This is a genomic window from Streptomyces sp. NPDC102279 (genome assembly GCF_044766365.1).
Lineage (GTDB): Bacteria > Actinomycetota > Actinomycetes > Streptomycetales > Streptomycetaceae > Streptomyces.
Map to the genome: position 1 here is coordinate 396,864 of NZ_JBIWLU010000008.1, position 14,435 is coordinate 411,298.

Annotated in this window: 14 protein-coding genes; 2 read left to right on the plus strand and 12 right to left on the minus strand. The window is 71.2% G+C overall.

From position 1 onward, the window contains the following. Positions 1-110: 110 nt before the first annotated feature. The 3 genes from ACIRQH_RS22935 to ACIRQH_RS22945 form a co-directional block, all read right to left on the minus strand. On the minus strand, positions 111-707 hold the full coding sequence (locus ACIRQH_RS22935) for a hypothetical protein (protein WP_388931276.1): 597 nt from the start codon (positions 705-707) through the stop codon (positions 111-113). A gap of 115 nt (positions 708-822) precedes the next feature. Beyond that, the gene (locus tag ACIRQH_RS22940; RefSeq protein ID WP_081217546.1) at positions 823-1,122 is read right to left on the minus strand and encodes a DUF3039 domain-containing protein; all 300 of its coding nucleotides are present in this window, start codon (positions 1,120-1,122) and stop codon (positions 823-825) included. A gap of 84 nt (positions 1,123-1,206) precedes the next feature. Further along, the gene (locus tag ACIRQH_RS22945; RefSeq protein ID WP_358815035.1) at positions 1,207-1,779 is read right to left on the minus strand and encodes a YqgE/AlgH family protein; all 573 of its coding nucleotides are present in this window, start codon (positions 1,777-1,779) and stop codon (positions 1,207-1,209) included. Between the two features lie 281 nt (positions 1,780-2,060). On the opposite strand from ACIRQH_RS22945, the gene murA reads away from it, so the two are divergent. Further along, positions 2,061-3,401 (plus strand): UDP-N-acetylglucosamine 1-carboxyvinyltransferase, encoded by a 1,341-nt coding sequence (murA, locus tag ACIRQH_RS22950; RefSeq protein WP_355862824.1) that lies wholly within the window; start codon positions 2,061-2,063, stop codon positions 3,399-3,401. 143 nt (positions 3,402-3,544) lie between these two features. Here murA and ACIRQH_RS22955 read toward each other — a convergent pair whose 3' ends face one another. The 6 genes from ACIRQH_RS22955 to ACIRQH_RS22980 all read right to left on the minus strand — a co-directional run bounded on the left by ACIRQH_RS22955 (position 3,545) and on the right by ACIRQH_RS22980 (position 10,714). After that, complete coding sequence (locus ACIRQH_RS22955; RefSeq protein WP_007382399.1) at positions 3,545-3,826, minus strand: HU family DNA-binding protein; 282 nt, start codon at positions 3,824-3,826, stop codon at positions 3,545-3,547. A 375-nt stretch (positions 3,827-4,201) separates the two neighbouring features. After that, entirely contained in the window at positions 4,202-5,635 is a 1,434-nt protein-coding gene (locus ACIRQH_RS22960; protein WP_358815037.1) for an NAD-dependent malic enzyme, read from the minus strand. Positions 5,636-6,048: 413 nt separating this feature from the next. Next, complete coding sequence (locus tag ACIRQH_RS22965; protein ID WP_388931279.1) at positions 6,049-8,466, minus strand: HelD family protein; 2,418 nt, start codon at positions 8,464-8,466, stop codon at positions 6,049-6,051. A gap of 83 nt (positions 8,467-8,549) precedes the next feature. Continuing rightward, the gene (locus ACIRQH_RS22970) at positions 8,550-9,374 is read right to left on the minus strand and encodes a zf-HC2 domain-containing protein (RefSeq protein ID WP_358815039.1); all 825 of its coding nucleotides are present in this window, start codon (positions 9,372-9,374) and stop codon (positions 8,550-8,552) included. Beyond that, a complete protein-coding gene (locus ACIRQH_RS22975; RefSeq protein WP_037619265.1) occupies positions 9,371-9,901 on the minus strand; it encodes a sigma-70 family RNA polymerase sigma factor in 531 nt (176 codons plus the stop codon). Before ACIRQH_RS22975 ends, ACIRQH_RS22970 begins: the two co-directional genes overlap by 4 nt. Before the next feature lie 225 nt (positions 9,902-10,126). Next, positions 10,127-10,714 carry an ABATE domain-containing protein gene (locus ACIRQH_RS22980; protein ID WP_358815040.1) on the minus strand — a complete coding sequence of 196 codons (588 nt, stop codon included), beginning with the start codon at positions 10,712-10,714 and terminating at the stop codon, positions 10,127-10,129. Positions 10,715-10,940: 226 nt separating this feature from the next. Here ACIRQH_RS22980 and ACIRQH_RS22985 point away from each other — a divergent pair, with 226 nt between their 5' ends. Then, positions 10,941-11,531 (plus strand): DUF1772 domain-containing protein, encoded by a 591-nt coding sequence (locus ACIRQH_RS22985; protein ID WP_388931282.1) that lies wholly within the window; start codon positions 10,941-10,943, stop codon positions 11,529-11,531. Here ACIRQH_RS22985 and ACIRQH_RS22990 read toward each other — a convergent pair. From ACIRQH_RS22990 to ACIRQH_RS23000, 3 genes are all read right to left on the minus strand, one after another. Beyond that, entirely contained in the window at positions 11,480-12,649 is a 1,170-nt protein-coding gene (locus tag ACIRQH_RS22990) for a uroporphyrinogen-III synthase (RefSeq protein WP_388866335.1), read from the minus strand. The genes ACIRQH_RS22985 and ACIRQH_RS22990 overlap by 52 nt on opposite strands. A 323-nt stretch (positions 12,650-12,972) precedes the next feature. Beyond that, positions 12,973-13,950, minus strand: coding sequence for a hypothetical protein (locus ACIRQH_RS22995; RefSeq protein ID WP_404226894.1), 978 nt, complete (start codon positions 13,948-13,950; stop codon positions 12,973-12,975). Between the two features lie 164 nt (positions 13,951-14,114). Continuing rightward, the gene (locus ACIRQH_RS23000; protein ID WP_404226895.1) at positions 14,115-14,300 is read right to left on the minus strand and encodes a hypothetical protein; all 186 of its coding nucleotides are present in this window, start codon (positions 14,298-14,300) and stop codon (positions 14,115-14,117) included. Positions 14,301-14,435 lie beyond the last annotated feature (135 nt).

A 14,435-nucleotide genomic window follows, 5' to 3' on the forward strand; every position in this document is an offset into this window, starting at 1 on the left:
CGCAATGGCGGTTTTGCTCTGCACAACACCCCGGAGGCTATGGAGTACATGAACATGCCCACAAGAGGTCTCAACCACTCTGTGACCACGCGACGCACTCCGTGCAACGCTCAGCCCTCGACACCCTCCCCGTCACCCTTCTCCTCCCGCTCCTCACGGGTGGCCCGCCCCGCGGCCCGCCTGCTCATCACGGACAAGGCGCGGATCGACGCGACGAACAACCAGGCATGACCACCGAGGGACAGGGCCGCCCACTGCCGCTCCGCCGCCTGCCCGATCGCCAGCAGGACGGCACCTCCCAGAAGGACGCCCGCAACGGCACACTCGAGCTTCACCAGCGCATGAGGCAGGAGAACTCCCCTGAGGAACCGCTGCCCGTACCACCACCGCAACAGGCCCCCGGCGCCGACGAACACGAGGGACGCGAGCAGGGCCACGGCGAGCACGACGGTCCACGTCGGCAGCGGGTGACCGACGTCGCCCTGCCGCGCGAGAAGCATGCCGCAGGCGCCGGTCGCCATCCCGCACAGGGCGATGGCCAGCTCGGCCACGTCCTTCGCCTCCGGGCCCCCCTCGCCGTACAGCCCGTCGTTCGCGGCGCGCGTCTCCGCCGTCCGCCTTCGCAGACGGGGACCGAATCGCTCGGCCTCCGGGCCGCACCCCACCCTGCCGAGGGCCGCGCCCAGGACTCGCAGCAACAACTCCACACACCCCCCTCGCGCCCCACCCCGCGCACGACAAGGCCGCGGCGCCCCCCGTCAGGGGCACCGCGGCCGTGCGAGGTCCACGCGGCGTACTGCGCCGGGGAAGGCCGGGGCGTTACTACTTCTTGTCGCCGCCGCCCTTGCCCTGGTCGCCGCCGGCGCCCATGGACTCGAAGATCTCCTTGCACATGGGGCACACGGGGTACTTCTTCGGGTCGCGGCCCGGCACCCACACCTTGCCGCACAGCGCCACGACGGGCGTGCCGTCCAGCGCGCTCGCCATGATCTTGTCCTTCTGGACGTAGTGGGCGAAGCGCTCGTGGTCCCCGTCGCCGTGCGACACCTGCGGCGTCGGCTCTACGAGGGTCCCCGTCCCCGTGCCTCGCTGGGGCTGGGTCTCAGGCTCAAGAGTGCTCATGGAGCCAAGGGTACTGGGGCCCGGAGCCATCAGTTGAGGGAAGGGTCGGGTGCCACTCCAAGGAGCCGCGGGGGCGCGCCGGGGTCAGTTCAGGGAGGGATCGTCGGGGTACGTCGCGACCATCGCCAGCTCGCTGCGCTGGCGGCGCAGGACCTCGCGCCAGAGCCTCTCCGGGGCCGGCGACGAGACGTCCCCCGGCTCGGACTCGACGACGTACCAGGCGCCCTCGCCCAGCTCGTTCTCCAGTTGGCCCGGGCCCCAGCCGGCGTATCCGGCGAAGATGCGCAGGGAACCGAGGGCCGAGGCGAGCAGTTCCGGCGGGGCCTCCAGATCGACGAGACCGATCGCTCCGTGCACCCGCCGCCAGCCGAGTGGCGCCCGCTCGGCCGACGCCCCGCCCGGGATGACGGCGACCCCGAGCGCCGAGTCCAGCGAGACCGGCCCGCCCTGGAACACCACACCCGGCTCACCGGCGAGGCCGGCCCAGGCCGCCAGGATGTCCCCGACGCCCACGGGCGTCGGCCGGTTGAGGACGACACCGAGGGAGCCCTCCTCGTCGTGGTCGAGGAGCAGCACCACCGCACGGTCGAAGTTCGGGTCCGCCAGGGCGGGCGTGGCCACGAGCAGCCGTCCTGTGAGCGAGGACACCTCGGTCATGCCAGACATGATCCCGCACATTCCCGTCCCATGGGGAGCCAATACCCGTACGCGAGTGAATGCAGCTCAGGGCGCAACGGGGCGCCGAGCGCGCGCGCCGGGGGTGGTGACCCCGCGTGCCCGTTTCGGAACGGTTCGTGTTGTGGCAAAGCTATGACGCACCTGAGGGGTCCGCGGGCTTACAGAGGGGGGGTGGGCGGCCATTACCCTTGCTGTTCGGCTCCCGTACGACCGGCCTGCCGACGACTCACACCTGCCCAACTCATCGGAACGCGAGATACATGACCGTCAACGACGATGTCCTGCTTGTCCACGGCGGAACCCCGCTTGAGGGCGAGATCCGTGTCCGCGGTGCGAAGAATCTCGTACCGAAGGCCATGGTCGCCGCCCTCCTGGGCAGTGGTCCGAGCCGACTGCGCAACGTCCCCGACATCCGCGACGTGCGTGTCGTGCGCGGCCTGCTGCAGCTGCACGGTGTGACCGTCCGTCCGGGTGAGGAACCCGGCGAGCTGATCCTCGATCCGTCCCATGTCGAAAGCGCGAACGTCGCTGACATCGATGCCCACGCGGGCTCGTCGCGCATCCCGATCCTCTTCTGCGGCCCGCTGCTGCACCGCCTCGGCCACGCCTTCATCCCGGGCCTCGGCGGCTGCGACATCGGCGGCCGGCCGATCGACTTCCACTTCGAGGTGCTGCGCCAGTTCGGCGCGAAGATCGAGAAGCGGGAGGACGGCCAGTACCTGGAGGCCCCGCAGCGGCTGCGCGGCACCAAGATCCAGCTGCCCTACCCCTCGGTCGGCGCGACCGAGCAGGTGCTGCTGACCGCGGTGCTCGCGGAGGGCGTCACGGAGCTCTCGAACGCGGCGGTGGAGCCGGAGATCGAGGACCTGATCTGCGTCCTGCAGAAAATGGGCGCCATCATCGCGATGGACACCGACCGGACGATCCGCATCACCGGTGTGGACACGCTCGGCGGCTACACCCACGCGGCCCTCCCGGACCGTCTGGAGGCCGCCTCCTGGGCTTCCGCGGCCCTGGCGACCGAAGGCAACATCTACGTCCGCGGCGCCCAGCAGCGGTCGATGATGACGTTCCTGAACACCTACCGCAAGGTGGGCGGTGCCTTCGAGATCGACGACGAGGGCATCCGCTTCTGGCACCCGGGCTCGCAGCTCAAGTCCATCGCCCTGGAGACGGACGTCCACCCCGGCTTCCAGACGGACTGGCAGCAGCCGCTGGTCGTCGCCCTGACGCAGGCCACCGGCCTGTCGATCATCCACGAGACGGTGTACGAGTCGCGGCTGGGCTTCACCTCCGCGCTCAACCAGATGGGTGCGCACATCCAGCTCTACCGCGAGTGCCTCGGCGGCTCGAACTGCCGATTCGGGCAGCGCAACTTCCTGCACTCCGCGGTCGTTTCGGGCCCGACGAAGCTCCAGGGCGCCGACCTGGTCATCCCCGACCTGCGCGGCGGCTTCTCGTACCTCATCGCGGCGCTGGCGGCCCAGGGCACGTCCCGGGTCCACGGCATCGAGCTGATCAACCGCGGCTACGAGAACTTCATGGAGAAGCTGGTCGAACTCGGCGCGAAGGTCGAGCTCCCCGGCAAGGCGCTCGGCTGACCGAGCCTCTCGGCTCCGGCCGGCGCCCGGCCGACAGCGGGCGGTACGTACGACGATGGGGCGGCCCCCCTGAAAGGGGCCGCCCCATCGGCGTTCCGCGCCTCGTACGCGTCCCGTGCCTACGGGACCGTACCGGCCAGGACCTACTTGCCCTTGGCGGCTTCCTTGAGCTTGCTGCCCGCGGAGACCTTCACGCTGTAGCCGGCCGGGATCTGGATCGGGTCGCCGGTCTGCGGGTTGCGCGCGGTGCGAGCGGCACGGTGCGTGCGCTCGAAGGTCAGGAAGCCGGGGATGGTGACCTTCTCGTCGCCCTTGGCGACGATCTCGCCGACGGTCTCGGCGAAAGCGGCCAGAACGGCGTCGGCGTCCTTGCGAGTCACCTCGGCACGGTCGGCCAGCGCGGCCACCAGCTCACTGCGGTTCATGTCGTTACTCCCGTGTTCTTCTTGCTGTTGAGGCGTGCCACGCGGCGGAGCCGCATATCCGGCACAGTGAAGCCGATGCTGCCAGGGTCCTCGGTCTGCCCCCGGACCCGGGTCCGTAGCCGGACCGTCGCGCCCGAATACGCATCCTGCCCCCACCTGCGGCGGGAAAGCCAATCCGGCACCCCTGGGAGTCACACGAACACCCTTGGGGGTCACACGGAAAGGCCTGCGAGGCCTGAGCCTGGCCGCCACCATAGAGGCGGCCACCGGCCCCGCGTTCCGCGACGCGCCGGGTTGCGGGCGGTCGTGGCGCCCGTCACAGGCGGGCCACCGGCCGCTTCCGGCCGGTCCCGCGGCCCTGCCCGGCCCGCTCGGCTACGCGGTCGTACCGGCCGCGTCCGTCACCCCCGCCGCCTTCGCGGCGTTGCGCACCGCTCCGGCGACCGCGCCCGCGACCTTGTCGTTGAAGACGCTGGGGATGATGTAGTTCGGGTTGAGTTCGTCCTCGGTCACCACGTCCGCGAGCGCGGTCGCGGCGGCGAGCATCATCTCCGTGTTGACGGTACGCGACTGGGCGTCCAGGAGGCCACGGAAGACGCCCGGGAACACCAGGACGTTGTTGATCTGGTTGGGGAAGTCCGAGCGGCCGGTGGCGACAACTGCCGCCGTCTGGCGGGCGATCGCCGGGTCGACCTCGGGGTCGGGGTTCGCGAGCGCGAACACGATGGCGTTGTCGGCCATCCGGGCCACGTCGTCGCCGTCGATCACGTTCGGGGCCGACACGCCGATGAAGACGTCCGCCTCGCGCACGGCCTCCTTCAGGGTGCCGGTGAGGCCCTCGGGGTTGGTGTTGTCGGCGATCCAGCGCAGCGGCGAGTCGGGGGCCGCGGCGACGAGGTCGGAGCGGTCCGCGTGCACCACGCCGTGGATGTCGGCGACGACGGCGTTCTTCACACCGGCGGCGATCAGCAGCTTGAGGATGGCCGTGCCGGCCGCGCCCGCGCCGGACATGACGACACGGATGTCACCGATGGCCTTGCCCGCGACACGCAGGGCGTTCGTCAGGGCGGCGAGGACCACGATGGCCGTGCCGTGCTGGTCGTCGTGGAAGACGGGGATGTCGAGCGCCTCGCGCAGCCGGGCCTCGATCTCGAAGCAGCGCGGCGCGGAGATGTCCTCCAGGTTGATGCCCGCGAAGCCGGGGGCGATGGCCTTCACGATCTCGACGATCGCGTCGGTGTCCTGGGTGTCCAGGCACAGCGGCCAGGCGTCGATACCGGCGAAGCGCTTGAAGAGCGCCGCCTTGCCCTCCATGACGGGCAGCGCGGCCTTCGGGCCGATGTTGCCGAGGCCCAGCACGGCGGAGCCGTCCGTCACGACCGCAACGGAGTTGCGCTTGATGGTGAGGCGGCGGGCGTCCTCGGGGTTCTCGGCGATCGCCATGCACACCCGGGCCACGCCCGGGGTGTAGATCATGGAGAGGTCGTCACGGTTGCGGATCGGGTGCTTGGACTGCATCTCGATCTTGCCGCCGAGGTGCATGAGGAACGTACGGTCGGAGACCTTGCCGAGGGTGACGCCCTCGATGTGACGCAGCTGTTCGACGATCTCGTCGGCGTGCGCGGTGGAGGTCGCCGCGATGGTGACGTCGATCTGGAGCTTCTCGTGACCGGATGCGGTCACGTCGAGGCCGATCACCGAGCCTCCGTTGGACTCGACGGCCGTGGTGAGCTGGGAGACCGCCGTTCCGCTCGCGGGCACCTCCAGCCGGACCGTGTTCGAGTAGGAGACGCTGGGCGCCGTTGCCATGGCCGACTTCCTCTGCTTTTACCGTGTCACTGCGTTTGTGCCGTCCGATCGTCGCACCTACCCCTGAGTACGTGGTAGTCGCCCCGGATTGCGAACGTTTTGTTCGCCAGGGGCCAGCGACTTCGGAAAACGGATTCCACCATACGAGAATCGTTCGGGCAACGAAAGAGGCCCACGTCACGGGGTGACGTGGGCCTCTTCAGGTCCTCCGGGGAGGACGACGTTCAATGACACCGACCCGCCATGCTCGCCTCGCGGCAAGTGGTCGCTCGTAGCGACGAAGGTTGGGCCCGGGGGCTTGGATCGGGCCGGTGTCACGTCAAAGGTAACAAAGGATCCCCGTAAGGCAATTCCCGTCCCGGGAGTTCTTTTTCGGCGGGGCGTGCGGGCGGGAACGGCCGGAGCGGACGGGGTCAGTCCCTGAGCAGGTCGGGGACGCCGGACGCGTCGGGATCGTCGCGGTCGCTGGAGACGACGGTCAGCTGTTGGGTGGCCCGCGTCAGGGCGACGTACAGGACCCGCAGCCCGGCGGGCGACTCGTCCGCGATCTCCGCGGGCGACACGACCACGTTCGCGTCGTACTCCAGTCCCTTGGCCTCCAGGCTGCCGAGAGCCACCACCCGGTCCCCGAGCCCCGCGAGCCAGCGGGCGGCCTCCTCGCGCCGGTTCATGGCGACGACGACACCCACCGTGCCGTCGACCCGGTCGAGCAGCCGGGCGGCCTCCGCGCGCACGGTCTGCGCGAGGGACTCCCGGACGACGGCGAAGCGCGGCTCGACGCCCGTGGACCGGACGGCGGAGGGCGAGTCCGAGCCCGGCATCGCGAGCGCGAGGACCTTGGCGGCCAGCTCGGCGATCTCGGCCGGGTTGCGGTAGTTCACGGTGAGCGTGAACCGGCGCCGGGGGCGGGTGCCGAGGGCCTCGTCGCGCGCCTCGGCGGCCTCGTCGGGGTCGGACCAGGACGACTGGGCCGGGTCGCCGACGACCGTCCAGGTGGCGTGCCGGCCGCGGCGGCCGACCATCCGCCACTGCATGGGCGTGAGGTCCTGCGCCTCGTCCACGATGACGTGCGCGTACTCGGTGCGCTCCTGGGCCAGCCGCTCGGCACGCTCGCGCTGCGTCTCCTCGCGCACCGGCATCAGCTCCTCCAGGCCGGTGAGCTGGTCCAGCGGGTCCAGGTCGCGCCGCTTCCTGGGCCGCGCGGGCGTCCCGACGATCGCCTGGAGCTCGTCGAGCATCGCCACGTCGTGCACGGAGAGGCCGTCCCGCTTCAGCGAGCGCGCCACCCGGCGCACCTCGCCCGGGTTGAGGATCCGCCGCGCCCAGCGTCCGAGCCGCCGCTCGTCGGCCATCGCGGTCAGCACGCCGCGCGGGGTCAGCTCGGGCCACCAGGCGTCCAGGAACGTCAGGAAGCTGTCCTCGGAGGTGACGTCCTCGTCGAACGATGAGCGCAGCTCGGCCGCCAGCTCCGGGTCGTTGTGCCGGGTCCCGGCGCCCGACCGCGCCCACAGGGCGTCGAGCAGCAGCTTGCGGGCGCGCGGGCGCAGCAGGTTGACCGGCGCGGTCCCGCCGAGCGCGTTCTGCTTGATGCGGTCGAGTTCGGCGGACTCCAGCTCGATCCGGCGTCCGAAGGCCACGACCCGCAGCCGGGTGGGAGGTCCGGCCGGGGCGGTGTCCGGTTCGCCGAAGGCGAGCTGCCCGGAGGACGCGCCGCGGGAGCCGCCCGGCCCGTTCGGTCCGTTCGCTCCGGCCGGCGTCTCCAGGGCCCCGCGGGCGGCCTTCCGCAGCACCTTCAGCATCCGGTACGAGCCCTTGGCGCGGGCGACCGCCGGAGAGTCGTACAGCGTGGCGCTCACGCCGTCGACGAGCGAGCCGATCGCGCGGATGGCGACCTGGCCCTCCTCGCCGAGCGAGGGCAGCACGCCCTCGGTGTAGGCGACGAGCAGCGGGGTCGGGGAGACGATCAGGATGCCGCCCGCGTACCGGCGGCGGTCCTGGTAGAGGAGGTAGGCGGCCCGGTGCAGGGCCACCGCGGTCTTGCCGGTGCCGGGGCCGCCCTCGACGTAGGTCACGGAGGCGGCGGGGGCGCGGATCACCAGGTCCTGCTCGGCCTGGATGGACGCCACGATGTCGCGCATGGAGTGGCTGCGGGCCTGGCCGAGCGCGGCCATCAGCGCGCCGTCCCCGATGACGGAGAGCCGGCGGCCGTCCAGCGCGGCCGTCAGCTCGGGGCGCATCAGGTCGTCCTCGACGCCGAGGACCTTGCGGCCCTTGGAGCGGATGACGCGCCGCCGCACGACCCGACCCGGGTCGACCGGGGTGGAGCGGTAGAACGGGGCCGCCGCGGGCGCCCGCCAGTCGATGACCAGCGGCGAGTAGTCGGCGTCCAGGACGCCGATACGGCCGATGTGGAGCGTCTCCGCGATGTCGGCCGTGTTGTCCTCGCGGACCGCGCCGTCCGCGGGTTCGACCGCCGTGTACGCGCCGTCGGGGCCCTTCTTGCCGTCCTTCCCGAGGAGCAGGTCGATCCGGCCGAAGAGGAAGTCCTCGAACTCGTTGTTGAGGCGGTTGAGGTGGATTCCGGCGCGGAACACCTGTGCGTCCCGCTCCGCGAGCGCCCCCGGCGTGCCGACCTGACCACGCTGGGCGGCGTCGTTCATGAGGAACTCGGCCTCATGGATCTTCTCCTCGAGGCGCCGGTAGACCCGGTCCAGATGTTGCTGTTCGACGCCGATCTCCCGGTCCCGTACGGAGTCGTCCTGGGCGGACTTCTCCGCTGCGGACGGACGGACCGAACCGACCGCGGATTCCTGCTGAGCCTGAGCGGCCACCGGGCCCCCTTCTGACGTGCTGGGCAGCCGTCAACCGTACGCGAAGGGGGGCCCGCCGGGCTACGTGCGCGCCCGGGGTTCGCTCACGCGTCCACTTCGACGAGTCGCTTGCCGTCGAAGGTCATGACTTCGAAGTGGTCGATCTGGTTCGGCGTGAAGGCCGCGCCTCCGTGCACGTAGAGCGGCTGCTTCGCCTCCTCGGCCTTGGCGTTGGGGATGCCGTAGCCCCACTTCGGGACCGCCCAGGAGGTGACCGTCTCGCGCTCGCCGTTCTTGCCGACGGCGATCAGGGAGCACTTGAGCGGGCCCTTGACGTTCTTGAGCTGGAGGACGGCGTGGGTGCCCCAGTCCTTCGGCTCGACGGCGACGACGGCGTTGACCTTGGTGGTCGGGTCCGTGGCCTGCGTCTTGTCGGTCATCACGTCGAAGGCGGCCTTGGCGGGGCTGGTCGCGTGCGCCTGCGGCATGTTCGTACCGCTGTCGCTGCCGCCGTTGACGGCCATGACGGTCAGCGGGCCGCCGATGATCAGCGCGGCCGCGGCCGCGACCAGGTACATTCCTCGCCTGCGCTTGTGGGCGCGGCGTACCGCGACCTCGTCCACCAGCCGCTCCGCGAGCCGTGGGCTCGGGCGGGCCGAGAGGGACTCGGCGATGGCCGGGCTGCCCTGCGAGGCGGGCAGGTCGGCGAGCGCGGCGAGCATCGGTTCCATACCGGCCAGCTCGTCGAGCTGCTGGGCGCACCACTCGCAGGTCGCCAGATGCTCCTCGAAAGCGCTTGCCTCGGCGTCGTCGAGAATGCCCAGCGCGTAGGCGCCGACGGTCTCGTGGATGTCACCGGGGCCTTGCTGTCCCCGCGGACCTTGCATGGCTCCCGGACCACCCGTTCCGTAACCCCCGTACGTGTTCATGCCGTCACCCCCCGCTCCTCCAGCGCCAGCTTCATCGACCGCAGGGCGTAGAACACCCGGGAGCGCACGGTGCCGCTGGGTATGCCGAGGGTTTCGGCCGCCTCATTGACCGTACGCCCTTTGAAGTATGTTTCGACCAGTACCTCCCTGTGAGCAGGGGTCAGGTCGTCCAGCGCGTCCGACAGTGTCATCAGCCACAACGCCTTGTCGATCTCGTCCTCCGCGGGGATGACCTCCAGCGGCGACGGGTCGACCTCCTGCGGCCGGGCCTGCCGACTGCGGTGGCCGTCGATGACGATGCGTCGGGCGACCGTCACCAGCCAGGGGCGTACCGAACCGGTCGCTCGATTGAGCTGACCGGCGTTCTTCCAGGCACGGATGAGTGTTTCCTGCACGACGTCCTCGGCGCGCTGCCGGTCGCCTGCGACCAGCCGCAGCACGTAGGCCAGCAAGGGCCCCGCGTGTTCCCGGTACAGCGCACGCATCAGCTCCTCGTCGGGTTCCGTCGACGAGGACTGCTGAGACATGCGATGTCGGGCCCTTGGCCTGCGTTCATCAGCCACGGCGGAATCCTTGCGCACGCCTACCTCCGGTGTCCGGGGGTTCCCCCAGTCGGTCGCTCATCACCGGGTACGTGTGCTGGTACGCGGGTGTTCAAAGTGCACAGGGTTTTTTCTGTTTGAGTTGTGAAGACAGCGAAAAGGAAGTGTATCGATCACCTGTGGTCACAGAATGATCACGGACGGGTGCGATCAGGCGCGGGCCAGAGCCGCCCGGCGGCGATGCCGGGCCACCCGCTCCCGATTGCCGCACACCTCGCTCGAACACCATCGTCGCCGCCGGCCACGCGAGGTGTCCAGGTAGACGATCGGACAGTTGTCACCTTCGCACTGTCGCAGACTCGCCCGCGCAGCAGGGTCGGTGAGCAGATCGAGGGCGTCCCGGGCCACCACGGCGAGCAGTTCGGCGCAGCCGGGCTCGGTGTGCAAGCGGCGGCGTAGCGAGCCGTCGTCGGCGCGGACGGCCCAGGGAGCGGGCGGCGCGGCAAGGGCCGCGGCGTTGACCCGCGCGAGCGCGTTGTCGGCGGGCCGGCCGTCCAGCTCGCCGCGCACCAACTGGGAGATGTGGCCGCGCAGTTCCCGGAAGGCGAACAGCCACAGGGTGTCCACCGCGGTCAGCGGGGTGGCCGCGGGAACCAGCCCCGACGCGACGACCCAGGCCCGCAACCGGCCCGCGGAGTCGAGCCGTTCGTCGGGATGGGTGGTGGTCGTCAGGTCCAGGCAGATCCGCCCGGAGTCGAACCGCAGGTCGTACGAGGCTGTGGCCGTGCCCGCTGCCATGCGCCTGTCACCGCCTTGGGGTCACCCGCCGTGGTCCCTCCTACAGTGCACGCCCGCACGCCGTGCCGGAAGACTCCGTACCGCCCCGTACCGGACACGTTCACGACACCCGCGCACCGGCCGTGTCCCAGCCCGGCTCCGCGCCGGCGAAAGGGTGGACGCCCGCGTATGCGGCCGCGCTCCTCGGCCATGTCACCCGTCGGACCGGACCGCTTGACTGACGGACATGACGACCGACGCGAACACCACGAACCCCACGCACCCCGCGGACTCCGGTACAGGGCGGCGCGGCACCGCAGCGGGCGTCCTGGGGGCGGCGACCGTCGCGATGGGCCTGATCGCCGGGGTCTTCTACATCTTCGCCTGCGCGATCATGCCGGCCCTGGCCCGCAGCGACGACCGCGTCTTCATCGCGGTCATGCAGAACATCAACGATGTGATCCAGAACCCGGTGTTCTTCCTCAGCTTCCTGGGCGCGCTCGCCCTGACGGCGGTCGCCGCCTGGCGGTCGCGCGGTGCCCCGAACCGGTGGTGGGTGTTCGCCGCCCTCGCCGCCTACGCGCTCGTCCTCGTCGTCACCGTGGCCGTGAACGTCCCGCTCAACGACGCCCTGGCGACCGCCGGCGCCCCGGCCCGGATCGCCGATCCCGCCGCCGTGCGGGGCCATTTCGAGGACACCTGGGTGGCCTGGAACGTCGTACGAGCCGTGCTCTCGACCGTCGCGCTGGCCTGCCTCACCCGCGCGCTGTATCTGCTCCGGCGCCCTCAGACGTCGGCGTACTTGGAGTCCGCGACCGGGTCGAGTGCGAGCCGGTAGCCACGCTTGACCACCGTCTGGATCAGCCGGGGCGTTCCAAGTGCCGTACGCAGCCTGGCCATCGCGGTCTCGACGGCGTGCTCGTCCCGTCCGGCGCCGGGCAGCGCGCGCAGCAGTTCGGCCCGCGCCACCACCCAGCCGGGCCGGCGGGCGAGGGACCGCAGCAGCGACATCCCCGCGGGCGGTACGGGCCGCAGCGCCCCGTCGACGAGCACCGCGTGTCCGCGAATCTCCATCCGGTGCCCGGCGACGGGCAACACCCGGGCCCTTCCCGGCAGTTCCTGACAGAGCACCTGCACGAGCGGCGCGAGCCGGAACCGCTCGGGCTGCACGGTCTCGACGCCCTCGGCCTGCAACGGCAGCGCGGTGACCGGGCCGACGCAGACGGGCAGCACGTCGTGGCGCAGGGCGGCGACGACATCCGCGCGCAGCCCGCGGTCCTCGGCTCGGGAGAGCAGCGAAGCGGCCGCGGGCGCGCTGGTGAAGGTGACCGCGTCCAGGCCACGGGTGAGGACGGCGTCGAGCAGCCGGTCGACCGGCCCGATGTCCTGCGGCGGCATCCACCGGTACACCGGCACGGGCACGACCTCGCCGCCGGCCGCGCGCAACGACTCGACGAACCCGGGCAGCGGTTCACCGTGCAGCAGTACGGCGACACGGCGACCCTCGACTCCCTGGTCGAGCAGCCGTCCCAGCACCTCGGACATCGACTCGGAGACCGGCGACCACGCCTCGGTCAGCCCCTGGGCCCGGATCGCGCCCTTGACCTTGGGCCCCCGGGCCAGCAACTCGGCCTCCCCCAGCCGCGCGAGCAACTCCTCACCGAGCCCCCACCCTTGGGCGGCCTCGACCCACCCCCGAAAGCCCACGGCGGTACTGGCCACGACGACATCAGGTCCCCGCTCGACCAACTCTTGGGTCACCGTGCGCAGTTCACTGTCATCGCCGAGGGGCACGATCCGCAGGGCGGGCCCGTGCACCACGGCGGCCCCCCGCCTCCGCAGCAACGTCCCGAGCTCCCCGGCCCGACGCGCGGCGGTCACCCCCACGGTGAACCCGGAGAGCGGCCCGGGCACAACCCCGGCCCCTCGATCCAACCCCTGCTGTTCGTCGTACATAAACCGGCGCTCGCCTCGCACTCGTCAAATCGTGTCCGGGGCCGAGTGCGTCAGCCACCGGGTGGGGGTTGTCATCCGTCCACGAATGACCGGGAGCCTGTCAACGCCCCATGACAGCCAGGGTTCCCCGCGATGTCGGGGTTGTTACGGCAGACATCGGAGTGGGGCCGAGGAGATCCGGGATGACCGGGAGGACGAGCGGGAGCGGGAGGCGAGGCGGGGGAAAGGTATACGGCTCGCCCGGGGGCGGCGGAGGCGGGCGCGGACGGGAGATGGGGGCTGGCGGAGCGGAGGGTGGAAGGACGGCGTTGGTCGGGCCTGAGCTACGGCTGGGCGGGCGGCTGGGGCTGAGAGGGGCTGGTGTAGGGGTTGGGGCTGGAGGGGTGGGTGTGCTGGGGCGGCACGGTGCCGGCCGGGTTGTACGGGCCCCTGGCCGGGGTGGGGGCCTGAGTGGGGGTGGTGGGCTGCGGGGCGTACGGGGTGGCCTGGGCGGGGTGGCCCGGCTGGGCGGGAGGCTGGGCGTAGGGGCCCTGCGGGGTGTGCGGAGCGGGCTGGGCGTAGGGGCCCTGCGGGATGTGCGGGGCAGGCTGGGCGTAGGGGCCCTGCGGGATGTGCGGAGCGGGTGGGCTGAGGGGGGTCTGGGGGGAGTAAGCGCCGTAGGGGCCGTACGGGCCGGGGGCCTGCCCTCCGTATCCGGCGCCGGACTGCCCTCCGTGCCCTCCGTAACCGGCGTATCCGCCGTGTCCGGCCGTCGGCGGCAGGTACCGCACGCGCCCGCCCTCCTCCGTCACGGGAGCGAATCCGGCCGCTTGCAGCCGGGCCGCGAACTTGGCGTTGCGCTTGCGTGTGACGACGATTCCGATGCCGAGGACGACCATGAGGACGGCCCAGAGGATTCCGGCGACGGTCCAGGCGACGGAGTCACCGCCGGTCCGTACGCCCAGGACGACACAGGCGACGGTGAGACCGACGAACCCGTAACGCATCCGCTTCTCGGCGTTCTTGCCGGTGAGGTCGAAGTTGATCCGGGCCTTGAGGAGTTCGAGGGCGTCGGGCACGACAGGCGGGAGGGAAACGCCGTCGCCGGCCTTCGGATACTGGGCCCAGTTCTGCGCGGCGCGAGCCTGGGCCTGCGGGGCGGGGTCGGGAACGATGAGCATGGTGAGCGCGTTGTTGCGCCCGCTGCCCTGCCGCACGTCCGCGTACTCGTACCCGAACTGCTGCGCCAGGAAGGCGATTCGGGCGAGCTTCTTCACGGAGGCCATGGGGCTGGTGAGCTGCACGGCCTCCCCCGTGGCCATCAACCGGAACATCTGCCGAACCTGCCGCTTACCCATTCCGCCCCCAACTCCCGAACTTCAACCACGTTCACACCAGCAACGGGGGCCAGCTTTTCATGGGGGTGGGGGTGCGTAGAAGCGCGGAGGGGGCGGTTTACTGGGGCTTGACCGGGGGGCGTGGGCGCTCACTCTCGCGCAGCGTCGGCCCCTTCAGGGGGATCGGGGGCGAGCGGGTCGTCGAAGCTGACCAGCCCCGCGATCTCGCGGAGAACCGCTCGATAGTGCTCACGATGAACCACCGAGACGGTGCTGAGAGTGAGGATGGCGAGGCTCCTGCCATCCGGGTGGGGAAGATGCGCGTGGATCTGCAACAGGGGACTCCGTGGCAGGCCCGATTCTGCCCGTGGTGTGCGCACGATCTCGCTGAAAGCGGCTGGCCCACAGGGAAGTTCTGTGTAGCCGACCTCTGAATGGCCGTGAGCCGTGGCCACGACTCGGGCAACTGT